General features: G+C 59.9%; 22 protein-coding genes, 1 tRNA gene and 1 pseudogene. 11 read left to right on the top strand and 13 right to left on the bottom strand.

Going from position 1 to position 26,970, the window contains the following annotated elements:
- Positions 1 to 26: 26 nt before the first annotated feature.
- Complete coding sequence (locus KW403_RS15685; protein WP_223020366.1) at positions 27 to 893, bottom strand: alpha/beta hydrolase; 867 nt, start codon at positions 891 to 893, stop codon at positions 27 to 29.
- Positions 894 to 1,011: 118 nt separating this feature from the next.
- Between KW403_RS15685 and KW403_RS15680 the strand changes: the two genes are divergently transcribed.
- Positions 1,012 to 2,238 (top strand): PLC family EF-hand domain-containing protein, encoded by a 1,227-nt coding sequence (locus tag KW403_RS15680; protein ID WP_246637813.1) that lies wholly within the window; start codon positions 1,012 to 1,014, stop codon positions 2,236 to 2,238.
- A gap of 69 nt (positions 2,239 to 2,307) precedes the next feature.
- Here KW403_RS15680 and aspS read toward each other — a convergent pair whose 3' ends face one another.
- A complete protein-coding gene (gene aspS / locus KW403_RS15675) occupies positions 2,308 to 4,095 on the bottom strand; it encodes an aspartate--tRNA ligase (protein ID WP_223022602.1) in 1,788 nt (595 codons plus the stop codon).
- A gap of 250 nt (positions 4,096 to 4,345) precedes the next feature.
- Between aspS and KW403_RS15670 the strand changes: the two genes are divergently transcribed.
- Together KW403_RS15670 and rnd are read left to right on the top strand one after the other, a co-directional pair.
- Entirely contained in the window at positions 4,346 to 5,590 is a 1,245-nt protein-coding gene (locus KW403_RS15670) for an MFS transporter (protein WP_223020365.1), read from the top strand.
- 52 nt (positions 5,591 to 5,642) lie between these two features.
- A complete protein-coding gene (gene rnd, locus KW403_RS15665) occupies positions 5,643 to 6,821 on the top strand; it encodes a ribonuclease D (RefSeq protein ID WP_223020364.1) in 1,179 nt (392 codons plus the stop codon).
- A gap of 144 nt (positions 6,822 to 6,965) precedes the next feature.
- Here rnd and ppx read toward each other — a convergent pair whose 3' ends face one another.
- A complete protein-coding gene (gene ppx, locus KW403_RS15660) occupies positions 6,966 to 8,483 on the bottom strand; it encodes an exopolyphosphatase (RefSeq protein ID WP_223020363.1) in 1,518 nt (505 codons plus the stop codon).
- Positions 8,484 to 8,495: 12 nt separating this feature from the next.
- Entirely contained in the window at positions 8,496 to 10,715 is a 2,220-nt protein-coding gene (locus KW403_RS15655; RefSeq protein ID WP_223020362.1) for an RNA degradosome polyphosphate kinase, read from the bottom strand.
- A 159-nt stretch (positions 10,716 to 10,874) separates the two neighbouring features.
- On the opposite strand from KW403_RS15655, the gene KW403_RS15650 reads away from it, so the two are divergent.
- Both KW403_RS15650 and KW403_RS15645 read left to right on the top strand, forming a co-directional pair.
- Positions 10,875 to 11,117, top strand: a complete 243-nt coding sequence (locus tag KW403_RS15650; protein ID WP_223020361.1) for a zinc-finger domain-containing protein — start codon at positions 10,875 to 10,877, stop codon at positions 11,115 to 11,117.
- A 15-nt stretch (positions 11,118 to 11,132) separates the two neighbouring features.
- Positions 11,133 to 12,356 carry an FAD-dependent monooxygenase gene (locus KW403_RS15645; protein ID WP_223020360.1) on the top strand — a complete coding sequence of 408 codons (1,224 nt, stop codon included), beginning with the start codon at positions 11,133 to 11,135 and terminating at the stop codon, positions 12,354 to 12,356.
- 91 nt (positions 12,357 to 12,447) lie between these two features.
- On the opposite strand, the gene KW403_RS15640 is transcribed toward KW403_RS15645, so the two are convergent.
- From KW403_RS15640 to KW403_RS15625, 4 genes are all read right to left on the bottom strand, one after another.
- On the bottom strand, positions 12,448 to 13,251 hold the full coding sequence (locus KW403_RS15640) for an amino acid ABC transporter ATP-binding protein (protein ID WP_281425605.1): 804 nt from the start codon (positions 13,249 to 13,251) through the stop codon (positions 12,448 to 12,450).
- A 24-nt stretch (positions 13,252 to 13,275) separates the two neighbouring features.
- Positions 13,276 to 14,433, bottom strand: coding sequence for an amino acid ABC transporter permease (locus tag KW403_RS15635; RefSeq protein WP_223020359.1), 1,158 nt, complete (start codon positions 14,431 to 14,433; stop codon positions 13,276 to 13,278).
- 1 nt (position 14,434) lies between these two features.
- Complete coding sequence (locus tag KW403_RS15630; RefSeq protein WP_223020358.1) at positions 14,435 to 15,625, bottom strand: amino acid ABC transporter permease; 1,191 nt, start codon at positions 15,623 to 15,625, stop codon at positions 14,435 to 14,437.
- 70 nt (positions 15,626 to 15,695) lie between these two features.
- The gene (locus KW403_RS15625; protein WP_223020357.1) at positions 15,696 to 16,724 is read right to left on the bottom strand and encodes an amino acid ABC transporter substrate-binding protein; all 1,029 of its coding nucleotides are present in this window, start codon (positions 16,722 to 16,724) and stop codon (positions 15,696 to 15,698) included.
- 331 nt (positions 16,725 to 17,055) lie between these two features.
- Between KW403_RS15625 and KW403_RS15620 the strand changes: the two genes are divergently transcribed.
- A complete protein-coding gene (locus tag KW403_RS15620) occupies positions 17,056 to 18,228 on the top strand; it encodes a cystathionine beta-lyase (protein WP_223020356.1) in 1,173 nt (390 codons plus the stop codon).
- Positions 18,229 to 18,314: 86 nt separating this feature from the next.
- Here KW403_RS15620 and KW403_RS15615 read toward each other — a convergent pair whose 3' ends face one another.
- Complete coding sequence (locus tag KW403_RS15615; protein ID WP_223020355.1) at positions 18,315 to 18,992, bottom strand: hypothetical protein; 678 nt, start codon at positions 18,990 to 18,992, stop codon at positions 18,315 to 18,317.
- Positions 18,993 to 19,117: 125 nt separating this feature from the next.
- Here KW403_RS15615 and KW403_RS15610 point away from each other — a divergent pair, with 125 nt between their 5' ends.
- Both KW403_RS15610 and KW403_RS15605 read left to right on the top strand, forming a co-directional pair.
- Positions 19,118 to 19,357: a hypothetical protein gene (locus KW403_RS15610; protein ID WP_223020354.1), complete on the top strand. Its 240-nt coding sequence runs from the start codon at positions 19,118 to 19,120 to the stop codon at positions 19,355 to 19,357.
- Positions 19,358 to 19,689: 332 nt separating this feature from the next.
- Positions 19,690 to 19,766: transfer RNA gene (locus KW403_RS15605), tRNA-Arg, on the top strand.
- Between the two features lie 553 nt (positions 19,767 to 20,319).
- On the opposite strand, the pseudogene KW403_RS19525 reads toward KW403_RS15605, so the two are convergent.
- The 4 genes and pseudogenes from KW403_RS19525 to KW403_RS15580 all read right to left on the bottom strand — a co-directional run.
- Positions 20,320 to 21,291: pseudogene (locus tag KW403_RS19525) on the bottom strand (recombinase family protein); the annotation flags it as partial.
- Positions 21,292 to 21,338: 47 nt separating this feature from the next.
- The gene (locus KW403_RS15590) at positions 21,339 to 21,650 is read right to left on the bottom strand and encodes a hypothetical protein (RefSeq protein ID WP_223020353.1); all 312 of its coding nucleotides are present in this window, start codon (positions 21,648 to 21,650) and stop codon (positions 21,339 to 21,341) included.
- 123 nt (positions 21,651 to 21,773) lie between these two features.
- Positions 21,774 to 22,124 (bottom strand): hypothetical protein, encoded by a 351-nt coding sequence (locus KW403_RS15585; protein ID WP_223020352.1) that lies wholly within the window; start codon positions 22,122 to 22,124, stop codon positions 21,774 to 21,776.
- Entirely contained in the window at positions 22,117 to 23,793 is a 1,677-nt protein-coding gene (locus tag KW403_RS15580; protein WP_223020351.1) for a type IV secretory system conjugative DNA transfer family protein, read from the bottom strand. The genes KW403_RS15585 and KW403_RS15580 overlap by 8 nt, the downstream gene beginning before the upstream one ends.
- 143 nt (positions 23,794 to 23,936) lie before the next feature.
- Between KW403_RS15580 and KW403_RS15575 the strand changes: the two genes are divergently transcribed.
- The 3 genes from KW403_RS15575 (at position 23,937) to KW403_RS15565 (ending at position 26,665) form a co-directional block, all read left to right on the top strand.
- Positions 23,937 to 24,794 carry a hypothetical protein gene (locus KW403_RS15575; protein WP_223020350.1) on the top strand — a complete coding sequence of 286 codons (858 nt, stop codon included), beginning with the start codon at positions 23,937 to 23,939 and terminating at the stop codon, positions 24,792 to 24,794.
- A gap of 102 nt (positions 24,795 to 24,896) precedes the next feature.
- A complete protein-coding gene (locus tag KW403_RS15570) occupies positions 24,897 to 25,367 on the top strand; it encodes a GIY-YIG nuclease family protein (RefSeq protein WP_223020349.1) in 471 nt (156 codons plus the stop codon).
- 32 nt (positions 25,368 to 25,399) lie between these two features.
- Entirely contained in the window at positions 25,400 to 26,665 is a 1,266-nt protein-coding gene (locus KW403_RS15565; protein ID WP_223020348.1) for a SulP family inorganic anion transporter, read from the top strand.
- Positions 26,666 to 26,970 lie beyond the last annotated feature (305 nt).

Genomic DNA, 26,970 nt, shown 5'->3' with positions numbered 1-26,970 from the left:
GTTTCTCATCACCCGCGTTCTTCCCTTCACCGCATCACCTGCGCCAGAAACCGCTCGATGGTCAATGTCGCGGGATCACCCGGTTCACCCAGCTTGCGCGCGATCGAGCCATGGGTGTAGCGGCCACCGTCAAACACGGCTGATCGCGCGCCGCGCGCCTTCAAGAGATTGGAATAACCATTGGTCAGCGCCTTGCGGCGCGCGCCGTTGGAACCGGAATGCAGGAAAAGGTGCGGCGGAAACCCGGAGCCGCGCCGGGCATAGGTGACGGGAGACCAACGCACCCAATCATTCGGGTCAGAGCCAAACGCATTGATATAGGGATAACCGAGCGAACCGCGCATGCCCGCATAGGCCACCATGTCATAGGCCTGCACATCGTTGGGAATGACCCCACGCACCGAACCGGCGACATTGCGTGCAGCCGCCATTGCAACCAGATGTGCCCCGGCCGAATGCCCCATCAACACGATGCGGGAGGGGTCGCCGCCATAACGCGAAATATTGGAGCGCACCCACGCGATGGCCGCCGAAAGGTCGCTCACCTGGCCGTCGATTGTGGTCTGAGGAACCTTGCGGTAGTCGATTGCAACCAGCATGTACCCACGAGAGGTCAGCCACTCGGGCAGCGAATACACCTTCTTGCGCGTCCCCTTCACCCAGCCGCCACCATGGGCATAGATCACCACGGGGGCCTTCCGACCGCCGAAAGTGAAGAGATTCATGCGCACAACGCCGGCTTGTGCGGTTTGGCCGGGGCGGTCTGGTGCGTGAATGTCCAGCTTGAGTCCCTGACGGTAGGTGATGCCTTCGTGAAGCTCGACAGCGTGCGCGGCCAGCGAAAACAACATCGACAGGAGAATTCCTGCGCCCAGCTGCCCCATTGCCCTCATTCTTTGCCTCTCCCGGAATTTCTTGACGGCGTCTAAACCATTCGAACGCCCGTAAAATTGACACAGGAATGCCCTCAGGTCATCCTCAGATCGCATTTTCAGCCGACGAACTCGTTGGATGACCGTTACCTTACGCAATTTCAAGGAAATTCCCATGCTCAGCCACATGACCAAGCTGAAGTCTCTTTCGCTCGCTGCCTTTCTTTCGGCGACGGCGCTGCAGTCCGCCTGGGCCTGGGAGGCGGAAGAGGTTGCAGCCCGCTACAAGACACTGCTCGGCGATCAGGGGCTGACGGCCGAATGGAGTGGTGTTCGACAGGATGGCGATTCGATCGTTCTCGAGAATGCATCCCTGGGCCTGCTGGACGTCGAGACCAAGGTGGAGCTGGGCGATTTCCTTCTGGAAGACGTTAGCGAGACCGATGACATCTATGAGATCGGCCGGATCGCGATCGACAGTTTTGAACAGTCGGAAGACGGCCTCGATATTTCATTGAGCGGCCTGTCCATAGAAGGTCTCATCCTGCCGAAAGAGGGCGATAACCCGCCCTATGGCGGCCTCATGCAGTATCGCCAGTTCGCTCTCGACAGCGCGCGAGTGGGCAAAGACGAAACGCCCCTTTTTACGCTTGAATCGCTGCGTGCCAATACCACGCTTGGTGACGGCGCCGAGACGATGACATTCGTTGGGGCCGTCGAGAATTTCTGGCTGGATGTCGCAACGCTTGCCGACAACAGCAATGCGCGGAGCAAGCTGGACGAATATGGATATGAGGAGGTTTCCGGCAGCGTCGACATGGCCGGTAGCTGGGCTCTGACCGACGGCCGCATGAAGATTACCCGCTATGACGTGAAGGTCGAGAATGCCGGGACCCTGGCGATTTCGGCGGACATCAGCGGTTACACTCCGGAATTCATCCGCACGTTACAGGACATGCAAAAGCAGATGGAGAGCGGCACGGAACAGCAGAAGCAGGCGCAGGGTCTTGCAATGCTCGGTCTCATGCAGCAGCTCAGCCTGCATGGCGCATCGATCCGCTTTTCAGACGCCTCACTCACCGGAAAGGTGCTGGCCTATGCTGCGGATCAACAAGGCGTGAAGCCGGAAGATGTGGCCAACCAGGCCAAGGCCATCGTACCCCTCATGGCCGGTCAGTATCTTGGTCCCGACCTCACGCAGAGCCTCGCCAAGGCAATAACCAACTATCTCGACGACCCCCGCAACATCACAATCAGCGTTGCGCCGGAAGAAGGCATTCCGTTTGCTGTTCTGATGGGCACTGCGATGGGCTCCCCTGAGGCTCTGGCCAGGCAGGTGGGACTTTCCATCACAGCGAATGAGTAGATAGAAAAAAGGGTTGCGGGCCTTGCCAGGCCCGCAACCCTTTCACTTTTCCAAGCGCTGTTCGCGCAATCAATCCTTCTTCACCGGCGCCAGCCGGATATTCAATTCACGCAGCTGTGCGGCGCTGGCTTCCGAAGGCGCGCCCATCAGAAGGTCCTGCGCCTGCTGGTTCATCGGGAACATGGTGATCTCGCGCAGGTTCTTCGCGCCAAGAAGCAGCATGACAATGCGGTCGATGCCGGCTGCCATGCCACCATGGGGCGGTGCCCCATACTGGAATGCGCGGTAGAGACCGCCGAAACGCTCTTCCACATCCTGCTGTGTGAAGCCGACCTTCTCGAACGCCTTGACCATGACCTCGGGCAGATGGTTGCGGATGCCGCCCGACGCGATTTCGAAGCCGTTGCAGACGAGGTCGTACTGGTAAGCCTTGAGCGCCAGCGGATCCTCGCCCTCAAGCCCTTCCAGACCGCCCTGCGGCATGGTGAAGGGGTTATGGCCGAAATCGATCTTCTTCTCGTCCTCGTTCCACTCGTAGAAGGGGAAGTCGACGATCCAGGCGAGCTTGAACTGATCCCGGTCAACGAGATCGAGCTCTTCGCCCGCCCGCGTACGGGCAGCACCGGCAAAAGCAGCGAATTTCTTCGGGTCACCAGCGGCAAAGAAACAGGCATCGCCGTCGTCCAGACCAAGCTGTGTGCGGATCGCTTCCGTGCGCTCCGGTCCAATGTTCTTGGCGATGGGACCGGCCCCCTCCAGCCCCTCGCCTTCCTTCCGCCAGAAGATATAGCCAAGCCCCGGCTGCCCCTCGCCCTGCGCCCATGAGTTCATGCGGTCACAAAATGCTCTGGAGCCGCCTGTCTTTGCAGGAATGGCCCAGACTTCCGCCTTCTCGTCATTGGCGAGAATGTTGGCGAAAACCTTGAAGCCCGAGCCACGGAAATGCTCTGAGACATCTTCCATTTCGATCGGGTTTCTGAGATCCGGCTTGTCGGACCCATATTTGCGCATCGCCTCGTCATAGGGAATGCGCGGGAAGACATCCGTCACCGGCTTGCCATTGGCGAACGTTTCGAAAATGCCGCGCATGACGGGTTCCATGGTCTGGAACACGTCTTCCTGCTCGACGAAGCTCATTTCCACATCAAGCTGATAGAATTCACCCGGCAGGCGGTCGGCGCGCGGATCCTCGTCGCGGAAGCAGGGTGCGATCTGGAAATAGCGGTCGAAGCCCGAGACCATGATCAGCTGCTTGTAGATCTGTGGTGCCTGCGGCAATGCGTAGAATTTGCCCTCATGAAGACGCGATGGCACGAGGAAGTCGCGCGCGCCTTCAGGCGAAGAAGCCGTGAGGATCGGCGTCGAATATTCGGCAAAACCCGCCTCACCCATGGCACGGCGCATTTCGGCGATGATTTTCGTGCGCTGGACGATGTTCTTGTGCAGCGTGTCGCGGCGCAGATCGAGGAAACGGTATTTGAGGCGGATGTCCTCAGGATAGTCGGGCTCGCCAAACACCGGCAGCGGAAGCTCCTTCGCCTCGGACAGCACTTCGATCTCGCGGGCGAAAATCTCCACCTCGCCCGTGGGCAGGTTCTTGTTGATCGTTTCGTCGGTACGCGCCTTCACCTCGCCATCGACACGGATCACCCACTCACCACGCACGCCCTCGGCGGTCTTGAACGACGGAGAGTCGGGATCAGCCACGATCTGTGTCACGCCATGATGATCGCGCAGATCGATGAAAAGAAGCCCGCCATGATCGCGCACGCGATGCACCCAGCCGGACAGACGCACATTCGCGCCCACATCGGATTTTCTGAGTTCGGCGCAGGAATGGCTGCGATAGCGATGCATGGTCATATCATCCGTGTCTTGGAATTCGTACTCGAGAGAGGTCGAAACCCTCCCGGAAGGTCGGCGCGAAAAGCGCATGGGAGGTGCGATTTGTCAAGGTGTCGGGCCGCACGCGGCTGTATCGGGCTTCCGGTCAGAGAACTGGAATCATCGCCACGCCCTGCTGGCCCAAGAGAATTGGTACAGGGCATCCTATAGCTCATTGTTGAACGGTGCGACCTGCCGCGCCTCCCAGCACGGGCCTCCCACCATGTCCAGCCTTCGCCCGCTGATCCCGCTTCTCATTGCCGCTGGCATCCTTTTGGCCGGCAACGGGCTTCAGGGGACGCTTATCGCGCTACGCGGCGCGGCGGAGGGCTTTTCCGAAACCACGATCGGTCTCATGGGCAGTGCGTATTTTGCCGGTTTCCTGATCGGCTGTCTTTACGTACCGCGCCTTCTGCGTGCGGTCGGCCATATCCGCGCTTTTGCAGCTCTCGCGGCACTCGGGGCCGCCGGCGCGCTTCTGCTCGTCCTGTTTGTGGACCCGCTTTCCTGGATCGCGGTGCGTTTTCTCTCCGGCATCTGCTTTTCAAGCCTTTTCACAACGATCGAAAGCTGGCTCAACTCGGCTGCGCAGAACACCAACCGCGCCCGTGTTTTGGCCGTCTACCGCATTATCGACATTGCTGCCGTCACCGGCTCGCAATACATGCTGCCCGCACTCGGCATCGAAGGGTTTGTCACCTTTGCGGTCATGGCGATGATGATCACCCTGTCGCTGGTGCCCGTCTCCATGGCCGATCGTTCCAACCCACGCCCGCCGGCCGAATTGCGCCTCGACCTCGCAGCCGTCTGGCGAATCTCGCCTCTGGCCGCCTTCGGTTGTTTCGCTGTTGGCCTCACCAACAGCGCCTTCCGCATTGTCGGACCGATCTACGGCCAATCCATCGGCCTCAGCGTGTCCGAGATCGCCACCTTCATGAGCGCCGGCATTGTCGGTGGAGCGGTGATGCAGTATCCGCTTGGAGCATTGTCCGACCGCCATGATCGCCGCGTCGTTCTTCTCGGCACCACCATCGGTGCGCTTGTCTCCGCTTTGATCATCGTCTGGTTTGCCGGCGACAGCCCTCAGGCCAACATGCTGCTCGTGTTTCTGTTCGGCGCATTTGCGATGTCGCTCTACTCTTTGTCGGTCGCCCACGCCAACGACCATGCCCAGAAGGATCAGTTCGTGCAGCTGGCCGCCGGCCTTCTGTTCTTTTATTCACTTGGGGCCATGGTCGGGCCTCTGCTGGCTTCGCTGCTGATGCAGCGTTTTGGTCCACACGCGCTTTTCTCCTACACCTCCATTGTCTATGCGGTGCTGATCGGCGTGACCTTCTACCGGATGAGCGTCCGTCCATCCGTTCCGGCTGCAAGGCGGCGGCGCTTCGCCGCGCTGTTGCGGACATCACCGGTTTTCGTCCGGATGGCACGGCGCAGCCGCAATCATCGATCCGGTGACGACCTCTAATCTCGCCAAGCGGTTTCTTTCCTTTTTCGCCAGCATGACCTAAAGAAGCAGAATGGATCTGATCACGAAGCAAAAAGACCTCGAAGCGGCGATTCACGCCTTCGAAAACTCCAATTTCGTCACTGTCGACACCGAATTCATCCGGGAATCGACCTTCTGGCCGGAGCTCTGTCTGATCCAGATGGCGGCACCGGGTGTAACCGCTCTCATCGACCCGCTGGCCGATGGCATAGACCTCAAGCCATTCTTCGCGCTCATGGCCAATGAGAACATTGTCAAAGTGTTCCATGCGGCGCGTCAGGATGTTGAGATTGTCTACAATCTTGGGAAACTGATCCCCAGTCCTCTTTTCGACACGCAGGTGGCGGCCTCCGTGTGCGGTTTCGGAGATAGCGTCTCGTACGATCAGCTCGTCGCAAGGATCACCGGCGCTCGCATCGACAAGTCATCGCGTTTCACCGACTGGCGCCGCCGTCCTCTCTCCGACAAGCAGCTAAGCTATGCGCTCGCAGACGTGACGCATCTCATTGATGTCTATCAGCATCTCAAGACCGAGCTGGAGCGCGAAGGACGCGCGCATTGGCTTAACGAGGAGATGGCGGTTCTGACGGCACGCGAGACCTACGATCCGCATCCAGACGATGCCTGGAAACGGCTCAAGCTCCGCGTCAAGAAGCCGATCGATTTCGCAATCCTCCAGCATGTCGCCGCCTGGCGCGAGCGTGAGGCGCGCGAGCGCAATGTGCCGCGCGGGCGTGTCATCAAGGACGACGCGATCTACGAGGTGGCACAGCAGCATCCCCGCGACAGCGAAGCGCTGGGGCGGTTGCGCACCATTCCCAAAGGTTGGGAGCGCTCGGGTGCGGCCAACGGGCTTCTTGGCGCCGTCGCCAAGGCCATGACACTGCCAAAAGAGGATTTGCCTCGCTTGCCCAGACCGCCCCAGGCCCCCGAGGGCGCTGCCGCGGCGGCCGAACTGCTGAAAGTGCTCTTGAAGCTGGTGGCCGACAAACAGGGCGTGGCGCCGAAGATGCTTGCCTCCAGCGATGACATCGACCGCATTGCAGCCGACGGCGCGGATGCCGATGTGCCTGCCATGTCCGGGTGGCGACGCGAGGTTTTCGGCAAGGAGGCCTTGAAGCTCGTGGAGGGCAGGCTCGCACTTCGGTTCAACAACCGGAAGATCGAGATATTCGAACCCGCGGAAGCCCGCAGCGAAGCAGCGGAGTAGCCGCTTCGCCGCTGCGTGATGGCGCTGCTGCGTGATGGCAGGGACTTGTTGCTCCCGGCCCTATCGCTCCCAGCCCCTCGCTTCTCCCAGTCCCCTGGCTTCTGCATGCGCGGGGAGAAGACGACCGGTATCGGGGACGCTGCGCTATTCCTTTGCCACGTCCAGCGCAAGTTTCAGCCCGGTCACTTTTGCCAGATGCGCCATGCGTCCAACCGGTCTCTCCCCCATGAGCGCTTCGTGCGATCTGGGGATCAACAACACCGTCGTGCCATCGTCGCGTTTCTCCCAGGTGAGCTTGGGAATGATGCCCGGCATCGACGCGGTCAACAGATAGACAACCCTCAGAAGCCCCCCCAGAATGCGCGCACGCTCCACATAGCGTGGCGTTGCCAGTTGGCGCATCTGTGGCGAAAGGGCATCATTGAAGAGCCCTTCATGGCGAAACAGGTTTGCCAGTGCGATGAAGGCGCGGCCCGGATGATCGATGCCGATGAAGGAACCATGGGCAATGATGTTGAGTGACTGGGTGCCGCGATATTCGGGATGCGCCCGCCAGCCGATATCGGCCAGAAGGCACGCTGCCTGGCGATAGCGCGCCTCCTCCTCGGTTTCCTCGATACCGAGCGCCTTCAGGGCAGGCCCGCTCCACTCAGCCAGTTCGCGCGCATGGGTTACGGAGCGCGCGCGCAGAACCGCGAGCTCCTGCGCAGCCGAAAGCAGCGGATCGCGCCTGCGATCCTCCTCCTCCAGCAAAGAGTAGAGATAGCCTTCCCGCACCCCTAGCGCCGAGAAAATGATCTTGGACGGGTTGGAGGCCTTGATGATTTCCTGCAGCACCGCAGCACCATATGGCAACAAGGTACGGCGATTCTTCGAAATGTGACTGATTCCGGCAAAGCGATCGACGCCGCCGGCGACGCGTTTCAGGAAATCCAGCGACTGCTCGATGTCCATCTCATAGTGGTGCATGACCTCGAGAGGGTAACCGGTTTCCAGCATATGCAGACGGCCGAGATTTCGCCATGTGCCGCCCACACAGTAGAAGGGGCGCCCGGCGCCATCGTTCATCCACGGGGCGCGGGCCAATTCGTCGCGGGCGATGCGTCCTGCCCTTGCGACCGAGTTTTTCGCCATCTCCTTGAGCCGCAAGCCTCCGAGCGGCAGGGTGATGCCGTCTCCCATATCGTAGCCATCGACCTCAACAAGTTCGAGGCTGCCGCCGCCAAGGTCGCCGACAATGCCGTTCGGCTTGTGAAAACCGGACATGATGCCGAAGGCGGAGTATTTCGCCTCCTCGCGGCCGGAAAGCACGCGAATGTTCGTGCCCAGAATGTCTTCTGCCCGATGAATGAAATCCGGACCGTTTTTCGCCTCTCGCGCCGCGGCGGTCGCCAGCACATGGAGCGATTCTGCCCCCGCCTGCTCGGACAGCGCTCGGAAGCGTCGGAATTCCTCCACCGCGCGGGTCACGCCTTCGGGGTCGAGCTCGCCGGTCGTGACGATGCTTTTGCCGAGACCAGCCAGCATTTTTTCGTTGAACAACACGCTCGGAGAGCGCGCGACCCCCTCGTAGATCACGAGGCGAATCGAGTTTGACCCGATATCGATGACCGAAACGGGACGCCGGTCCTGTAGCCGGCCTTGAGATTCAGCTATGCCCAAAAGATGTGTCCGCTAGTCCGTTGATGAAACGGCTTCGGCATCCACCTTCTTGCGCTTCTTGAAAGCGGCGATCCGCTTTGGCGCATGAGACTTCAAGGCATTGCCGCGACCGGATAGGCTCGGATTTGTCATAAAATATTCCTGAGCGTTGAACGGTTCTTCTCCCTCGTCGGGCATAATGCGCCGAGAGGTACCGTCCGGCAATACTTCAAAGCTCTGCTGGTTGTCCATGATGTTTCCGAGCATAATCTGGCCGAGAACCTGCTCATGCACGGTGGGGTTGGTGATCGGCACCATGGTTTCCACGCGCCTGTCGAGGTTGCGTGGCATGATGTCGGCGGACGAAATGTAAACCACCGCCTCGTCGGACGGCAAACCATGGCCGTTGCCGAAACAGTAGATCCGGCTGTGTTCAAGGAAGCGGCCAACGATGGACTTCACCCGAATGCGTTCGGAAAGCCCCGGCACCTGCGGACGCAGGCAACAGATGCCGCGCACCACCAGATCGATCTCGACCCCGGCCTGCCCTGCCTCATAGAGCGCATCGATGACCAACGGATCGACCAGGGAATTCATCTTCAACCAGATCTGGCCCGGTCGCCCCGCCTTCACATGATCGATCTCCGCGCGGATATGGTCGAGCAGCCTGTTGCGCAGCGAAAACGGCGATACGGCAATGCGCATTTCACCGTCGGGCTCGGCATAACCGGTAATGAAGTTGAACACCTGCGCCACGTCGCGCGCGATCTCCGGATCATCCGTGAAGTAGGACAGATCGGTGTAGATCCGTGCCGTGATCGGATGGTAGTTGCCCGTTCCCAGGTGGCAATAATTGCGCAGCTTGCCTTCCTCGCGGCGCACCACGAGAGACATTTTCGCATGCGTCTTCAATTCGATGAAGCCGAACACCACCTGCACGCCCGCCCGCTCCAGATCACGCGCCCAACGGATGTTGGCTTCCTCGTCAAACCGTGCCTTCAATTCCACCAGGGCTGTCACCGACTTGCCCGCCTCGGACGCCTCGATCAGGGCCCGCACGATCGGGCTGTCATTCGAGGTGCGATAAAGCGTCTGTTTGATCGCCACCACTTCCGGGTCCATCGAGGCCTGGCGCAGAAACTGCACCACCACATCGAAGGATTCATACGGGTGATGGACGATAAGGTCCTTCTCGCGGATCGCTGCGAAACAGTCGCCATTATGCTCGCGGATGCGTTCGGGAAAGCGCGGGTTGTAAGGCTGGAACAGAAGGTCCTCGCGCGGCACTTTCACGATCTCGGAAATCTGGTTGATGGCGAGAGGCCGTTCCAAAACGGTGATGCGGTTTTCGGCGACACCCAACTCGCTTGCGACAAAATCCCTTAGGCCCTCGGGGATCTCATTGTCGAACTCGATGCGGATCACCGAGCCGCGGCGGCGACGCTTAAGGGCCGATTCGAAAAGGCGTACCAGGTCCTCGGCCTCCTCTTCCACCTCGATATCGCTGTCGCGAATGATCCGGAACGTGCCGGAGCCGATCACCTGGTAGCGCGGGAAGAGCTTGCTGATGAAGAGGCTGACGACGTCTTCCAGCGTGATGAAACGGACTGTGCCGCTGAGGTCGGGCAACTGGATGAAGCGCTTGAGCGCCACGGGCAGGCGCAGAAGCGCCGTCATCGGTTCCAGTTCACCCTCATGCTGCAGCTCGAGCGCGATGGAAAAGCCGAGATTGGGAATGAAGGGAAACGGATGCGCCGGGTCGATGGAAAGCGGGGTCAGAACCGGAAAAATCGCTTCCATGAAATGGTCTTCCAGCCATTTCATGTCAGATTGATTCAAGGCGTCGGCACGAACGAGCTCGATGCCTTCCCTGCCCAGATGCATCAGAAGCGCATTGAGGCTGTCATGCTGGTCGATCTGTAGCCGCGCCACCTCGCGCAGAACATGCTCAAGCTGTTCTTCCGGTGTGCGGCCGTCGGCGCTTCGTGTTGCAATTTGCTCGCGCACCTGACCGGCCAGCCCGGCAACACGGACCATGAAAAACTCGTCCAGATTATCGGCTGAAATGGACAGAAATCGCAGACGTTCCAGAAGCGGGTGGCTTTCGTTCTGCGCCTCGTCCAGAACACGCCGATTGAACTGAAGCCACGAAAATTCGCGATTGACGAAACGGTCCGGGCTTGCGCCGGCGATTTCCCCCGCGGGACCCGTCTCCAAAGAGAACTCGTTTCGGACTGGCTTCAGTTCGTTCATAACTTGCTCGCGCCTTTTCCCAACATATGCCACGACTTGTCTGCCGCCAGGCTATCTGGTGACATGGTTTTGCGACAGTTTCATATCATAGGCTTGCAAAGATGGAGTTTATGCTACAAACGCAGGCAAGTTCCAACGCATTCCAAGCCGGAGACGATGATGGCCGGATCAGCCATTCCCCATTTCCAGAACACCAGCGGACACGAAGCAATCGAAATCGGCGTGAAGGAATTCATGTGCGTCGGCGCAAACCCGCCCTTCGATCATCCGCATGTCTTCATCGACATGGGCGACGAGAATGAACGCGTATGCCCTTATTGCTCGACGCTTTACCGCTACAATCCGGCTCTGAACCCGGCCGAAACCAAGCCGGAAGGTTGCCAGTTCGGGGAAGCCGCCTGAGCAGCTGACCGGCTGATGACCGAAGACCCCGCAGCCATTATTGTCGGCGCAGGCATTGCCGGGCTGACGATTGCGCTCGCCATGGCACAGCATGGGTTGTCGGTGCGGCTCTACGAGCGCGCGCCAGAACTTACCGAGGTCGGCGCAGGGCTTCAGCTTTCTCCCAATGCGACACGCCTTCTGGGGCGCCTGGGGGTGATTGATGTCCTTGGGGAGCGAGCCGTGCGCCCGCAGGCGGTAGCGTTGATTAACGCTCGCAACCTCTCCCCCCTCGCCTCTGTGCCCCTGGGAGATGCCGGTGAAGCACGCTGGAACGCGCCCTATCTGGTGACACACCGCGCTGATCTGCAAAGCGCGCTGCTTGAACGCGCGCGCAGCGAAGCGTTGATTGAGGTTGTCACCGGAGCCTTTGTCGAAAAAACAGAGTTCTCAAAAAATGGCGGTGCACGGCTGCACATTCGGCGGGACGAGACCGTTGAGGATATCTGTACTCCGCTTCTGATCTCCGCTGACGGGGTGTGGTCGCATTCCCGACGACTGGTCCGCTCCTCTGTGCGCAGCCGTTTCACCGGGTACGTTGCCTGGCGTGCTACGCTGCCAGTGACCGCCGCAAAGACGGCTTTGGGCGATGCTCTTGCCGCCGACCGGGTGACAGCCTTCCTGGATCCGGCGTTTCACCTCGTCGCCTACCCGATCAGCAAGGGGCGCGCGATCAATCTGGTCGCCATCCTGCCGGGCGAAGTCCCGCTCGATGCCTGGGCGCAGGACGCCGATGATACGCCATTGAAGAAGGTTCTTGCCCGGGCCAATCCCTCCCTTGGCCGGCTGGCAGAAGCAGAGGGAGCTCGATGGACGGTCTGGCCGGTGCATGAGGTCAACCCTGCAGACGCGTGGACCAGTCCAAGGGGACTGGCGCTCATCGGCGATGCGGCCCATGCGGTCCCTCCCTTCGCTGCTCAGGGTGCTGCCATGGCCATTGAGGATGCGGTCTTGCTCGCCAGACTTCTGGCCCGCACTCCAGACAATCCCGTCCACGCCCTTGCCGCCTATGAAGCGGCCCGCAAGCCCCGGGTGGTCCGTGTTGCCCGACGCGGGGCCTTCAATCGCTTTGTTTGGCATGCGCGCGGCCCGATCGCTCTTGCGCGCGACATGGTTCTGCGGGGGCGCAGCGACGAGGCCCTCATGGCAGATTTCGACTGGCTTTACGGTTTTGACGCAGAAGCACCGGAGCACTTCTGAACAGCCCGCACCACCGCGCCCCGTGTCAAAAACGAAAATCGCCGCGCCTCCCGTGAGACGCGGCGTTGATGTTTCGATCCTTGCTGCGTGATCAATGCAGGATCTGCGACAGGAACAGCTTGGTGCGTTCGTGCTGCGGGTTGTCGAAGAAGGCTTCCGGTGTGTTCTGCTCCACGATCTGGCCCTGATCCATGAAGATCACACGATTGGCCACCTGTCTGGCGAAGCCCATTTCGTGGGTCACGCAGATCATGGTCATCCCTTCTTCCGCAAGATCAACCATGGTGTCGAGCACCTCCTTGATCATTTCGGGATCGAGAGCCGAGGTCGGCTCGTCGAAGAGCATGATGCGCGGGTTCATGCACAGCGCGCGGGCAATCGCCACGCGTTGCTGCTGACCGCCCGAAAGCTGGCCGGGATACTTGTTCGCCTGCTCGGGGATCTTCACCCGCTCCAGGAAATGCATGGCCGTCGCCTCGGCTTCCTTCTTGGGCGTCTTGCGCACCCAGATAGGGGCAAGCGTGCAGTTTTCCAGAATGGTCAGATGTGGAAAGAGATTGAAGTGCTGGAACACCATTCCAACCTCGCGCCGCACCTCGTCGATCTTTTTCAGATCGTTGGTCAGTTCGATGCCGTCGACGACGATCTTGCCCTTCTGATGTTCCTCCAGCCGGTTGATGCACCGGATCATGGTGGATTTGCCCGAACCGGAAGGCCCGCACACCACAATGCGCTCGCCGCGCATCACCCTCAGATTGATGTCTTTCAACACATGGAAGTCACCATACCATTTGTGCATGTCAACGATGTCGATCGCGACATCGGTGTCGGAGACCTGCATCTTGCTGCGGTCGGCGTGGAGCTCTTCGGCCCGGACGGCGTTTTCCTTTGCCATTTTTGTTTCCCCTTGGCTCTCGGCCTAGCGTTTGTGGCCGGTGTCGAGCCGGCGTTCCATGAAGATTGAATAGCGCGACATGCCGAAGCAGAACAGCCAGAACACAAAGCCAGCGAACACCAGGCCGGTGATCGGTGTCTGAGGCGATGCCCAGTTGGCGTCCGCAAAGTTTTGCCGCACAGCTCCCAGAAGGTCGAACATGCCGATGATGTAGACGAGGCTCGTATCCTTGAAGAGACCGATGAAGGTGTTGACGATGCCGGGAATGACCAGCTTGATCGCCTGAGGAAGAACGATAAGGTTCATCTTCTTCCAGAAGCTCAGCCCCAGCGCATCCGCCCCCTCATACTGCCCTTTGGGAATCGCCTGGAGACCGCCGCGGATCACCTCGGCCATATAGGCTGAGGCAAAGAGCGCCACGCCCACCAGCGCCCGCAGAAGCTTGTCGAACGAGGTGCCCGGCGGCAGGAAAAGCGGCAGCATCACACTGGCCATGAACAGGATGGTGATCAGCGGCACACCACGAATGGTCTCGATGAAGACGACGCAGACCAGCTTCACCACCGGCATCTGCGATCGGCGGCCAAGCGCCAAAAGTATGCCAAGCGGGAATGAGACCGCGATGCCCACATAGGCAAGCACCAGCGTCACCAGCAGGCCGCCCCATAGCGGGGTCGGCACCGGTCGAAGTCCGAACACGCCACCCGAAAGCAGGAAGAAACCCACTATCGGGAAAACAACGAAGAGAAGGATCGCGTTCAACCCCTTGCGCGGAACGCTGGGGATCAGCAGCGGCGTGAGCAGCGCAACGAACAGGAAGCCGGTCAGATAAACACGCCAGCGTTCATCGATCGGGTAGCGCCCGAACATGAATTGCTGGAATTTCGCGTCCACGAAAGCCCAACAGGCCCCCGACCAGCCTTCCGGCTGCGTGCCGCCCTGTACAACCGTGGCACAGACGGAACGGTCCGTTCCCGTCCATTGAGCATTGATGAACGCCCACTGGATGATCGGCGGCACGATCATCACGATGAGGGCAATGCCCAGAACTGTGAAAATCGAGTCCGTCACATTGGCAAAGAGATTTTTGCGCAACCATGAAACAGGCCCGTGGTCGGAGACGGGCGGCGACTGGTTGGCCACCATCTCGGCACGGACGAAGGAGAGATCGTGTTCTTGCATCCTACCGCTCCACCAGCGCCATGCGCGCATTGTACCAGTTCATCAACCCGGCCGTTCCGAGACTGAGACCCAGATAGACGACCAGCCAGATAGCGACCACTTCGATGGCCTGTCCGGTCTGATTGAGCGTCGTCCCGCCCGTGGCAACGAGGTCCGGATATCCGATGGCCACGGCCAGCGAAGAGTTTTTCGTCAGGTTCAGATACTGGCTGGTCAGCGGCGGGATAATGATCCGCAATGCCTGCGGTATGATCACCAGCCGCATGGACTGGGCCGAGCGCAGGCCCAGCGCCTGCGCAGCCTCGCTTTGGCCATGGCTGACACCGAGCACCCCGGCACGCACGATCTCGGCGATGAACGCAGCCGTGTAGAACGATAGGGCCAGATAGAGCGCCAGAAACTCCGGTCGAACCTGAACGCCACCGCGCAGGTTGAAGGTCGACAGTTCCGGAAACTCGAAACTCAGAGGCAGTCCGGTCAAGACAAAGGCCAGAAGCGGCAAGCCGCCGATCAACGCCACGCTCGTCCAGAACACCGGAAACTGCTGACCCGTGGCCATCTGTCTGCGATGCGCCCAGCGGCGCACGAAAAAGGTGAAGACGATGCCGAGCACAAGCCCTAAGAGGACGAGCCACGCCCCCTCACCCCAAAGGAAGCGCGGGAAATATAGTCCACGGCTATTGAGATAGGAGCCTAATGGCAGGTCGATGCTTTCGCGCGGCAGGGGCAGCACCGAAAGAACGCCGAAATACCAGAAGAAAATGACCAGCAACGGTGGGATGTTGCGGAAAACCTCGACATAGACAAGGCAAATTCGGTTGATCAACCAGTTCTTCGACAGGCGGCCGATGCCGATGATGAACCCGATCAGGGTCGCCGTAATGATACCGACGATTGCCACGCGCAGCGTGTTCAGGAACCCTACGAAAAGCGCGCGCCCATAGGTGGAATCGGAAGAATATTCGACAAGACTGTCGCCAATGTCGAATCCGGCGCGGCCCTGAAGGAAATCGAAACCGGATGCAATGTTGGCACGCTGAAGATTGGCTGTCGTGTTGCCGACGATCCAGTAAATCAGGGCAACGAGACCGGCAAATACCAGGACTTGATAGGCAATTCCTCGAACGCGCGGATCATAGAAGAGCGGCACACGAGGCGCCGCGCCCTCCACAGTTGATTGCGGGGTGGCCATGGCTATCCTCACCAGGAATGGTGAGAGGCGGCGCGAACCGCCTCTCACGCATTATGTTCACGGGATCCGATCAGCGGATCGGCATACCGTACTGAAGGCCACCCTTCGTCCAAAGGGCGTTGATGCCGCGCGAGATTTTCAGCGGGCTCTCGGCACCTACATTGCGCTCGAAAATTTCGCCGTAATTGCCCACGTGCTTGATCGCACGGACAGCGAAGTCGTTGGTCAGACCAAGGTCGGTACCAAGCTTGCTGCCATCCTCGGTGCCAAGAAGACGACGCACCTCGGGGTTGTCCGAGTTCATCTTCTCTTCGAGGTTGGCCTGGCTGATGCCCAGCTCTTCAGCATTGACGAGTGCGTAATAGACCCATTTGACGATGTCGAGCCACTGGTCATCGCCATGGCGCACTGCCGGCCCGAGGGGCTCCTTGGAGATGATCTCGGGCAGAACGATGTGATCGTCCGGATTGGTGAGGTTTAAGCGGACGGCATAAAGACCGGACTGATCGGTCGTGTACACGTCGCAGCGCCCGGCATCATAGGCCGCGTTCACCTCTTCGAACTTCTCGAAAACAACAGGGCTGTACTCCATGTTGTTTGCCTTGAAGTAGTCGGCAAGGTTCAGCTCGGTTGTCGTACCGGCCTGCACGCAGACCGCTGCACCTGAAAGCTGAAGTGCGGAGTTGATACCTTCAAGCTTCTTCGCATTGATCATGAAGCCCTGGCCGTCGTAATAGGTCACGCCGGCAAAGTTGAGGCCGAGCGCGGTATCGCGGCTGATCGTCCAGGTGGTGTTGCGGGAAAGCACGTCCACTTCGCCCGACTGAAGCGCGGTGAAACGGTCTTTTGCCGAAAGCGGCGTGAACTCCACGGCTTCCGGATCGTCAAAGATTGCGGCAGCCACGGCGCGGCAGAAATCCACGTCGAGACCTTTCCAGTTGCCCTGGTCGTCCGGTGCGCTGAAGCCGATAAGACCGGTGTTGACGCCGCACTGGACGTGGCCTTCTGACTTCACATCGTCCAGCGTAGCTGCAGAAGCCGGTGCTGCCATCATCGCGATCGCGGCCGAGCCGAGCAACGCTTTGACAATATTTTTCATGATTACGAACCCTTTTTTCTGTGTTCGGGCTTATCCCCTGACATTTTCAGTGCGGAAGCAGGCGAATGTCCCGTACACCCCGGTCGGAGTGCCGGCCCGCAAAGGGGCGGACATGCACTTCCTCTCCCACGCACTGGTTCCATCGAATGCCATAAATCACTTTGGGTCAAGAGCCAAAGACCCTTGCTCCAGAGGCAAGCGTGCAGCTCCTTCCCGGTTGACGGGTGGCCGACAATGGCGTTCCATCCGGCATCCTGAACGCCCGGTTTTGAGGGTTTTCCTTCCTCTCACGCTCCAGGCCCCATCCGCAGTCAATCAAGCGACAGGTTCGATGAACGAAAAGAATAAGACTAAAGTCGGAGACAACACACGGCTCGCCCATATGGGCAACAACCCCCGCGATTTTCACGGTTTCGTCAACCCTCCGGTGGTCCACGCCTCGACCGTGCTGTTTCCCGATGCCGGGACCATGGCCTCTCGCAACCAGAAATACACATACGGAACCCGCGGCACCCCCACGACGGACGCACTTGCCGTCGCGATGAACGAGCTGGAAGGCGCTGCCGGAACCATTATCGTTCCTTCCGGACTTGCCGCTGTGACCGTCCCGCTGCTCGCTTTTCTGTCTTCGGGCGATCACGTGCTCATTGTTGATTCGGTCTATCATCCAACGCGCCATTTTGCCGATACCATGCTCACCCGGCTCGGCGTCGAAGTGTCCTATTACGATCCTTCGGCCGACGCAGGCATTGCGACCCTGATGCAACCCAACACGAAAGTGGTCCTTACCGAGGCCCCTGGCTCCGGCACTTTCGAGATGCAGGACATCCCTGCCATTGTCGATGTGGCCCACAGGGGTGGCGCCATCGTGATGATGGACAACACCTGGGCAACACCACTCTTCTTCCGTCCCCTCGACCACGGGGTCGACATCTCCATTCAGGCAGCCACCAAATATCCCGGCGGCCATTCGGATGTTCTTCTCGGGACGGTTTCGGCCAATGAGGCCTGCTTCGAGCGCTTGCTCGAGGCTCATGGCGCACTCGGCGTCTGTGCTGCGCCGGACGATGTCTACCAGGTGTTACGCGGCCTGCGCACCATGGGTGTGCGTCTCGAGCGACATCAGCAGAGCGCACTCAGCCTGGCGCGCTGGCTGGAGGGACAGAAGGGCGTCGCGCGCGTTCTCCACCCCGCTCTCGAATCACATCCCGGCCACGAGATCTGGAAGCGCGATTTCACCGGTGCCAGCGGACTTTTCTCCATCGTCCTCGACGGCGGTCGTGAAAAGCAGGCGCACGCCTTTCTCGATGCATTGAAATATTTCGGCCTGGGTTATTCCTGGGGCGGCTATGAGAGCCTTGCAGTGCACGTCCAGCTTAGCGACCGAACGATCGCGCAGCCGCCGAAAGAAGGCCCAGTGATCCGGCTGCAGATCGGTCTGGAGGATGTGGAGGATCTGAGGGCCGATCTCGCCGCAGCCCTCGCCGCCACTGTTAAGGCATGAATGCGCGGCCCGGTGCTGTAAAGGGCTCGCGTCAGCCCTATCCTGCTTCACCGGGCGCTGGCTGCCTCTGGTCATGAGAACCACCTCTATTTGCCTTCATTCATCATCCTTTCAAGTGCCCGCCGGTCGCGGCGGGACCTGATCTGTTCGGCCGTGAAATGGCGCGGGATCAGCCTTCTGCCAATCATGTCCTCTTCCACATCGAAGCTGCGGCGCGCGGCGACCAAAAGGTCCTGAGCACGGTAGGTCGCCACCACGATGACCGTCAGTTCGCGCAACCTCTCCAGAGCAGGGTTACGATCGACCGGCCAGGTTCCCTCTGCTGTCCGGTCCTGTTCGAGCACCTTGCCGATGAGCTGCTGAAACGTTCCGATATCGACCCACTCGCTGCTGTCGAGCGGACCTTGAAACCATTGCGGGCTGCGATCGCTGCCATTGAGGATGTCCAGATCGAGTTCACTAAGTGAATAACGACTGCGTGCGACTGCTTTCTCACCGTTCGCGAGATATCCTACATCCAGCAATACAGCCTCGATATAAATGGGCTCGGCGCTCATGTTGGCGACGAGACAATGCGCCTGCAGGCGTTGTCCGGCTCCTCGGTTGATCAGGATTTTCGGGCGCAGCGTGCGCCGGTAGCTCATCAGCAACATCTGAAAATAAAGCGTCCAGACCACCAGTGTGGCGAGACTTGCCAGCGCGCCGACCGCGCCATGGTTGTTCTGCAGCCAGGCCCATATTGCTTGAAAAATTGTCTCCTGCATTGGCGGCCAACGCCTGCCAGTCGGCTTCGTTCCCTGAAAGCGGCCTTTCCCGGGCAATGGAACGCAACCCTGCCCTCTCCCGTTCAGTCTGCGGAAGTTGAAAAGAGCCTGAAAGGAGCATCCCCATGAACGACCGGCAGAAAAAGGACCGCGCATCGGACATCCAGAGCAGCGATCTGGCCGCCGACCGGATGGGCAACAATCAGCTGCAGGGCGACGATCAGGCGAAAGTCCGCAATCAGCGCCATGCCGTTCCTGATGTCAAACAGGAAGCCGACGACGTTATCGAGAGTTTTGAGAAGCTGGACAAGGATGAGCGCGCGCGGCGGGATCTTGGCAAGGGCGCCCGCTCCGGCAATTCCTAGCGCCGAGGAACAGGATACCGAGACGATAGGCGTCCCCTGCCCTCCTGAGGCGCGGGACGAGCGTGGCAAATGCATCGCTGATCAGCGCCCGGGTCTTTCCCGTCTCAGCTCCCCCGCCTCCGTTCCCCGCCTGAGCTCCTTGCGACTGAGCATCGAAAGCATTACGGGCGCGTTCAGCCCTGCCAGCTTTCAGCCTTGTCGCATGGTCATCAGGGGCAACTCCACAAGAGTTGTCCGAAAACGAATGGCCGGTCATTTCATCGTTGATGCAAACAATCGCTTCGGCTATGAAAGCGACGCGCTGATGCTTCGTATCCAGCGCAAATCGGCCAGCACCCGTAGCTCAGCTGGATAGAGCGCTGCCCTCCGAAGGCAGAGGTCACAGGTTCGAATCCTGTCGGGTGCGCCATCTCGCTTTTAGGGGGTGGAAAATCACCTAATATCCTGAATGGAAAGGATAAATTAGGTGTTCGAAGTCCTTCGATCCGGCTGTATGCCAAAGGCTCCAGAAAAGCCAGTCTGAGGACGGTTTTCTTACCGATCAAATCGGTGTTTTTCCAGATTTTCCAAGGGCTTGATAGGAAATGGAGTGCGTGTTCGAACGACTCCTCCCAGGTCATGCGCGGTTTGCCATTCGCGGCCAGCTTTTCTTCGGCCAAAGCTTTCTCGCGCTCCAGCTTGCTGATGCGTTTCTCATAGGCCGCAACGACTGAGGCATTGTCGGTCTCGACGATGCGGTCGAGCACGGCCTCAATCTTCTTTTCGACCTCGGCGACGTTCGCCTTCAGATGCTTCGTCGCCTGCTTCGCCTGCGCGAGGCGCATGTCCCAGGCATCCTTGAACATGGCCTTGGCCAGCTTGAACAGGTTCTCGGACGGCTCCAGCCGCTCCAGAAGGCCCTCGAAGGAGCTTTCCAGTTCCTCGCGCTTGATCGACTTGCGATAGCTCTCGCAGCCCTTGGTCGGGCAGAGATAATAAGGGTATTTCTGATTCTTGCCCTGCGACCAGCAGGCCGTCAGCGGCTTCTGGCAATCATCGCAGAGGATGAAACCGCGCAGCGGGAAGTCCGCATTGATGTCCTTGCGCGCCGGAGCCTTGGCCGTGCCCTTGAGGCGCGCCTGTATCTTCTCGAAGGTCTCGAAGCTGATAAGCCCTTCGTGCTTGCCCTTGCGGAGCGTGACACCCCAGCCGGGGGATTCGATGTATCCGGCATACACCACGCGCGTCAGCATATCGGTGATGCGCTGATTGCGGATTTCGCCATTCGGCAAATCTTTCGGGAAAGAAGGCTGACGCTCCAGGAAGCGCTTCACTTCGACCTGCGTCTCGAAGCGCCCGGAGGCATAGCCTTCCAGCGCTTCTTGCAGGACGGAGGCATTCGGCTCATCGCGCACGAGGATTTTGCCGTGCCCGCTTTCGCGCTCATAGCGATAGCCGACCGGAGCTTGATGCACCCAATAGCCGTTTTGCATGCGCGCCCGCATGCGGTTGACCGTCTGCTCGCCGTTCTTTTGGCGCTGGTGCTGGGAAACAGAGGCGAGAAGGTTCTCGACGAGTTGAGAATCGGAATCTTCGCCGAATTCGATAGAGGGGCTGACAAGGACGCCACCGGCATCGCCGATCTTCACCCGCAGCTCAAAATGCGCCATCAGCCCGCGCGCAAGGCGGCTAATGTCGTCGATTATGACCGCGTGCGGTTCCTTGCGGTGCTGTGAAAGGAAAGCCAGCATCGCCTGCATGCCGGGACGAGACGTCAGGCTCCCGGAGCTATCATCGCGGAAAACTTCGACAACTTCGTAATTCTTATACTTTGCGAACTCGCGGCAGCGCGTTTCCTGGGAGCCAAGGCCGTCACCGCGCACGGTCTGCTTCGTGCTCGACACGCGGCAATAGATGACGGCCTTGCTGATTTCCCGGTCTTGTGTTTCGTGCATGTTCATGTCTGCCTCCAGTCCGCCCTTCATGTTCAAGGGGCTGGAATCTAAGTGTTTTCAGGTTCCTCTAAAGGCTTCGATTTTACCTGATCGAAGCCTTCTTTTGCGCACGGACAGGACTCTTCCGAATCTTGTCCACATACTTCTTGCAGGGGATGAACGCCGAAACCGAGGTCTACAAAGGCGACCATGATAGACCAGATCGCCTGAAGGAACTCCTCTTTCTGTTCTTCGTTCAGGTTCGGATCGTCGAGATAAGCCTGATACTTCTCCACATCCACAGTAACGATAGGCCGTGCTGACGCATCGAAACGACCGGAGAGATTGCGGTTACCGCCATTCGTGTTATCACCCAACATATCGCACCCCTTCTGTAATTTTACTACTAAATGTAGTAGTCGATCAAATTCTACATCCTTCGATAGTCTGTCTGAGTCCGCCTTACTCCCTTTGAATCCGTTTGAACCCACTTCGCCCCGCCGTCATTCTTCGGCCAGCTTTTCCCAATCGGGCGGTATGAGCTTGAAGAGGCCGCAGGTCTCGCTTCCGACCGGCACGACGACGCGCCGCCCCTGGAAGCCGTGATAAGTGCAATAGTCGAAGGACTGGCACGGCTGGCCCGGACGCACCGGATAGCGGCACTGATATTCGCTACCGATATGCGGCGTGCCGACGTTGCAGGCGAACCAGATGCCACCGAGGAGCAGCCACACGCGCGGACGCTTCAGTGCTGCGACCGTCAAATCCCAGGGCGCATCGAGAATGCGCAGGATGATGTGCGGGCGCTTGCTCGGCTTCTTCGTGCCAGTGACTTTCACATCGTAATCATTCATCGCCTTCGCTCCTCTTGCTGTAGGTCAGCCGCAAATGCGGCCTTGGCTGCGGGTAGTCGCCTTCGACGGGATTGCGCGCCGCCCACGACGCCCAGGGCGAGACGAACCAGAAGGGCAGACGCTGCGCGCGGATCGGCGGCAGGGCCTTGATGAGCAGAAGCTGCTCATCCGCCCCCATCAGGCGGATTTCATCGGGTGACATGAGCGGCCTGCCGGTCTCACCGAGGCTTTCGCCGATCTCGTCGTCTTCAGTGCGGCCCAGGTTGAAATTGCGGGTTTTGACCGTGCGCTGGCCGAGCGCCGCCGAAAGCGTTTTCGCGAGCTGGTCGTCCTGCACGGCGAAGAACTGCTTCACTTCGGCCTGCGAAAGCACGGTGCGCGCCGTGTACGGCCCGTAGAGCCGGATCAGCTCCGAAAGCTCCTGCACGAAGGCCCAGACGCGCACGCCGAGACCGGGCAGCGCCGTCAGGCTTTCGGCGAGCCCCGCAAGCTTGCCCATGTTGGCGAACTCGTCGAGGACGAACAGCACCTCGCTGCGCCCTGAAGAGCGCGCGACCGCCGCAATGGCCTGGCGTGTAACAAGACCGAGCCAGGCCCCGTGCGTGGCGATCCGATCCTGGGGGATGACCAGATAGACGCTGGCCTTGCCTTCCTTGAGCGCGCGGAAATCGACATCGGAGCCGCTGACGGCAGCGCCGAGGAAGCCGACCGGATCGAAGATATCGAGCGCCTGAATCGCCCCTTGACGGAAGTCGGCAAACTGATCGGGATTGTCTTCGAGCTGAAAGGCCAAATCCTGGCCCAGATCGGCGACCATGCCGAAGAGCGCGTCGGAGGCGACCATGTGATCGACCAGCTTTTCGATACGCTTGGTGCTGGACAGCACCCGCCACATCTCCGGCAACGTGCAGGTGGCGGGAGCCCCGCGCGTGGCGAGGTGCAACATGACAGCGCGCAGGATGGTGCGCGCACCTTCGCGGAAATAGCGGTTCCGGGAATCTTCCGGCTCAGGCAGGAGCTGGAGCGCGAGTGCCTTGGCTTCGTCGGCAACGCCACGGATCAGCGCCGGATCGTTGGCCGCGTCCAGCAACGGCTGCAACGGATTGCAGCGATGCTGCGGCAGGCCGTGCAGGCCCCACGGGTTCAGCACATAGACCTTCTGGCCGAGACGTTCGGCGCGGTGCGCCGCCGTCACCGCCGCCAGTTCGCCCTTGGGATCGGTGACAAACACCGAGCCCTGGAAATGCAGCAGGTTCGGAATGACGACGTTAATGCCCTTGCCCTGGCGGGCGGGGGCAGCCGTCAGCAGGTGTGCCTTCCCGGAATAAAAGAGCGGCTGGCCATCGAGCACGCCGAGATAAAGCCCGCACGGATCGCACAGGCCCGCCGCCTTACAATCGCGCAGCGAGGCGAAAGCCGCGCCGCCGAACGTGCCGGAAGGCAGCTCAGCCAGCTTGCGCTTCGCGCGCTGTTGCCAGAGCTTGAGGTAGCCGCCGACGCCGACCAGCATCGCCGTCGCGCCGATAAACTGGAAGACGCCGAGATAGAGCTGATCGGCAGCGTTGAGGTGCACGCCGTTCTCCGGCCCTGCCGCGAAGGCCAGTATAGCCGCGCCGATCAGCAGATTGCCGAGCGGTGCTCCCGGTTTTTGCTTGTTCTGGCCCGACATTGGACTTCCCCTTCACCGCGTTCGATGAAGGAAAAGCTGGTGATGCTGGAAAACCCGAAACAGAAAGGAAAGCGAACTTCTTCATCCGCATTTTTCATGCAAAGCTCTGCACCGATGCGGAGATTTGCAGATTCGGATGCGCGATGCCCTGGCAGGAAACGGAAGAGCATAACAGGCGGCTGCACGAAGCCCTGAGCGAGCTTGCCGCCGAGAAGGGCGCGCTTGTGCGCCTTGCCGGGGCGCTCAATGCCGATCCGCGCGCTACCGCGACCGATAGCACCCGCAGGGGCGGTCAGCATCAGGACAGAAAAGACCTGATCGCCGCCTCAACGCTCGCCCGCTGGCAGCAGGAAGGGCTCACCCGCCTCACCAACGCGCAATCGCACAAGAAGCGCATTGTCTTCGAGTTCCTGGAACGCTCCGAGAGCTTCCGCACGTCGATCTACAACCCGGCCCCCGGCCTGCCGGAAGGCTTTGCCGCCTTCATCGCCGCGCAGCAGAAGACGCTCTCGCAGCTCCGCTTTAGCCGCCTAAACAATCTGGACGGCACATATCGCCTTTACCGCCGCGCCTGGACAACGCCAGCACGTCGCGACCGTGTGCTGATATCCCGCCTCATCATTACGACCGTGGGCGGGCTCACCCGCTACCGCGAGGAACAGACCTACCGCGACGAGGCGCGCGGCGGCATCCTGATCGAGGAAGCAGACGAGGGACTAGTCTTCAATTCCGGCACCAATCTCTTCCTGTTCGGCTTCGGCGAAGAGGAGCCCCGCGTGAAGTTCTACGCCATTCACGCCTGGCGACCGATGGTCGATGGCAACAGGCCGGTGCAGGAGCTACGCGGCACGGTGATCGCGGTTGCCTGGGAGGGCCCGCATCCTGGCTACAGCTTTGTGGCCTACCGCGCGGATGACCCAAACTTCACGCCGGAGATCGTGTCCACGAGCGCCGTTGATCCAGAAATTTGCGCCTGGATAGGCTGCGATTCAGACAGATGACCGCAGAGCCCTGACCTAGGCAGCGTTACGGGTCCAGGAAGATGTTCCTATTCGGGAGAGCGCCCGAAGTGATAAGTTGCATGAACAAAGGGGGCGTTGCCGATGCATGATAAGTTTCAGGCTTTCACCGAGAGCCTGCATCCGAAGTACGAAGCACTAATGGCTCAAACACCGGTCACAGACGGCGTCTTGCCGCGCGAGATGAAGGGCTCAGGCGTTTATCTTTTCTCGGAGAACGGGAAGAGCCTGTACGTGGGCCGAACCCGCAATGTGCGAAATCGCTACGGTCAGCACACGCGTCGTTCCAGCGGCCACAACAGCGCGCCATTTGCCTTTAAGCTGGCGCGCCACGCAACTGGCATCCTGAAGTCCGATTATAAGCCCGGTGAGACGTCGCGCGCGGGGCTACTTCTGAATGAAGAATTCGCATCGGCTTTCGCCGATGCACTTGAGCGAATTCGCCGCATGGAGTTCCGCTTCGTAGAAGAATCCGATCCGACCCGGCAATGCCTGCTTGAAGTCTATGTCAGCGTCGTGTGTGGTTCCCCTTACAACGACTTCAACACGACATGATTTAGGAGTTTCTGCTTCCAGCAAGGACGATAATGCGAAGGCCAAAGATACTTACCACGCTCAGGACCTATAATAGGTCCCTTTTCCTCTCCGACCTTATCGCCGGCGTGACTGTGGCTATGGTCGCGCTTCCCTTGAGTCTGGCGATTGCGATTGCCTCCGGTGCTGGCCCGGAGAAGGGTCTGGTTACGGCCATCGTGGCCGGTTTTCTGATTTCGCTTTTTGGCGGAAGCCGGGTTCAGATCGGCGGCCCCACGGGTGCATTTATCGTCGTGGTATTTGGCGTAATCGCCCAGCATGGCTATGACGGCCTCGTCATTGCTACGTTTATGGCCGGTGTCATTCTCCTGATCGCTGGATATTTCCGAGCAGGGCGTTTGATTTCTTATATCCCAGAGGCGGTCGTAAATGGCTTTACCATCGGCATTGCTATCGTCATCGCAACCAGCCAGCTCCCGGACTTTCTGGGCCTGACCGTCGCGCAGGTTCCTGCCGACTTCTTCGAGAAAATTCCGGTGCTATGGGATGCGCGCGCGAGCTTCAATGCCATCGCTCTTGGTACCGCACTCCTGACGATCCTGCTGATTGTCGGCCTGCGCCGTATCGCCCCGCGTTTTCCCGGATTGATTGTCGCTGTGGGTATGGCATCTCTTCTCGTCATTGTGGCGACGCTCCAGGTGGATACGCTCGGCTCGCGCTTTGGCGCATTACCGAGCAGCTTACCCTGGCCCACCATGCCGGATGTATCTCTATCGCGCGTTCTGGAGCTTGTGCCCTCAGCCATTGTCATTGCCTTTCTGGCCGGGGTTGAGTCGTTGCTATCGGCAATGGTGGCGGACCGCATGATTGGCGGGAGCCACCGTCCGAACGCCGAGCTTCTTGCCCAGGGCGTTGCGAACATCGGATCGGCTCTTTTTGCCGGTCTTCCGGCGACCGGCGCGATTGCCCGCACCGCGACGAACGTGCGCGCGGGCGGCAAGACCCCTGTGGCGGGACTTATACATGCGCTGACTATTCTAATCGTGATGCTGCTTGCCGCGCCGCTGGCGGGCTATCTGGCGATGCCCGCCCTGGCTGCTCTTCTGATTGTCACAGCATGGAATATGAGCGAGCCGCACAAGTGGCCCGAATATGCGCGGGGCAGGACGGGCGACAAGCTGCTGCTTCTCCTGACGCTGGTCTTGACCGTGGCCGTTGATCTCTCCGTTGCCATCGGCGTAGGTGTGGCTGTTGGCTTGGCGCTGCGCCTCAGCCGCCGTTCTTCAGTGGAGAGCGACTGGAGACCGCCGGAGCGATAAAACCTGCCTGTCCTCACATGGTGGTTCCGTAAAGCTTTGGTCTTTGCACTACAACTGGCTTTCTTGGGCATTTTGCTGCCTCTGCCGCAGTCGCAAGATGTGTTTTGTAATACAAAACCATCTTGGCAAGGGGGCCGCTGCGCGCCCCCGTTGCATCCCCCAGGCCGTGGCTCTTCCAGGGCATTGAGCCCGTTCAGAGCCATCCAACCGTATCGCCGGTTGACCACTCGCAGGACCTGGAGATTTGCCTCTCCACCTGCACCGAACCATGCACAAGCGCGTTGCCCGCTTGACCGGCAATCAGG

The sequence above is a fragment of the Nitratireductor kimnyeongensis genome (assembly GCF_019891395.1).
Classification (GTDB): Bacteria; Pseudomonadota; Alphaproteobacteria; order Rhizobiales; family Rhizobiaceae; genus Nitratireductor; species Nitratireductor kimnyeongensis.
This window is presented reverse-complemented; position numbering and strand designations above follow the sequence as displayed.

What these genes read in the sequence shown, in the direction of transcription:
- KW403_RS15685 (WP_223020366.1), bottom strand. Translation starts at nt 893, where the DNA reads ATGAGGGCAATGGGGCAGCTGGGCGCAGGAATTCTCCTGTCGATGTTG.
- KW403_RS15680 (WP_246637813.1), top strand. Translation starts at nt 1,012, where the DNA reads ATGACCGTTACCTTACGCAATTTCAAGGAAATTCCCATGCTCAGCCAC.
- aspS (WP_223022602.1), bottom strand. Translation starts at nt 4,095, where the DNA reads ATGCATCGCTATCGCAGCCATTCCTGCGCCGAACTCAGAAAATCCGAT.
- KW403_RS15670 (WP_223020365.1), top strand. Translation starts at nt 4,346, where the DNA reads ATGTCCAGCCTTCGCCCGCTGATCCCGCTTCTCATTGCCGCTGGCATC.
- rnd (WP_223020364.1), top strand. Translation starts at nt 5,643, where the DNA reads ATGGATCTGATCACGAAGCAAAAAGACCTCGAAGCGGCGATTCACGCC.
- KW403_RS15655 (WP_223020362.1), bottom strand. Translation starts at nt 10,715, where the DNA reads ATGAACGAACTGAAGCCAGTCCGAAACGAGTTCTCTTTGGAGACGGGT.
- KW403_RS15650 (WP_223020361.1), top strand. Translation starts at nt 10,875, where the DNA reads ATGGCCGGATCAGCCATTCCCCATTTCCAGAACACCAGCGGACACGAA.
- KW403_RS15645 (WP_223020360.1), top strand. Translation starts at nt 11,133, where the DNA reads ATGACCGAAGACCCCGCAGCCATTATTGTCGGCGCAGGCATTGCCGGG.
- KW403_RS15640 (WP_281425605.1), bottom strand. Translation starts at nt 13,251, where the DNA reads ATGGCAAAGGAAAACGCCGTCCGGGCCGAAGAGCTCCACGCCGACCGC.
- KW403_RS15635 (WP_223020359.1), bottom strand. Translation starts at nt 14,433, where the DNA reads ATGCAAGAACACGATCTCTCCTTCGTCCGTGCCGAGATGGTGGCCAAC.
- KW403_RS15630 (WP_223020358.1), bottom strand. Translation starts at nt 15,625, where the DNA reads ATGGCCACCCCGCAATCAACTGTGGAGGGCGCGGCGCCTCGTGTGCCG.
- KW403_RS15625 (WP_223020357.1), bottom strand. Translation starts at nt 16,724, where the DNA reads ATGAAAAATATTGTCAAAGCGTTGCTCGGCTCGGCCGCGATCGCGATG.
- KW403_RS15620 (WP_223020356.1), top strand. Translation starts at nt 17,056, where the DNA reads ATGAACGAAAAGAATAAGACTAAAGTCGGAGACAACACACGGCTCGCC.
- KW403_RS15615 (WP_223020355.1), bottom strand. Translation starts at nt 18,992, where the DNA reads ATGCAGGAGACAATTTTTCAAGCAATATGGGCCTGGCTGCAGAACAAC.
- KW403_RS15610 (WP_223020354.1), top strand. Translation starts at nt 19,118, where the DNA reads ATGAACGACCGGCAGAAAAAGGACCGCGCATCGGACATCCAGAGCAGC.
- KW403_RS15590 (WP_223020353.1), bottom strand. Translation starts at nt 21,650, where the DNA reads ATGTTGGGTGATAACACGAATGGCGGTAACCGCAATCTCTCCGGTCGT.
- KW403_RS15585 (WP_223020352.1), bottom strand. Translation starts at nt 22,124, where the DNA reads ATGAATGATTACGATGTGAAAGTCACTGGCACGAAGAAGCCGAGCAAG.
- KW403_RS15580 (WP_223020351.1), bottom strand. Translation starts at nt 23,793, where the DNA reads ATGTCGGGCCAGAACAAGCAAAAACCGGGAGCACCGCTCGGCAATCTG.
- KW403_RS15575 (WP_223020350.1), top strand. Translation starts at nt 23,937, where the DNA reads ATGCCCTGGCAGGAAACGGAAGAGCATAACAGGCGGCTGCACGAAGCC.
- KW403_RS15570 (WP_223020349.1), top strand. Translation starts at nt 24,897, where the DNA reads ATGCATGATAAGTTTCAGGCTTTCACCGAGAGCCTGCATCCGAAGTAC.
- KW403_RS15565 (WP_223020348.1), top strand. Translation starts at nt 25,400, where the DNA reads ATGCGAAGGCCAAAGATACTTACCACGCTCAGGACCTATAATAGGTCC.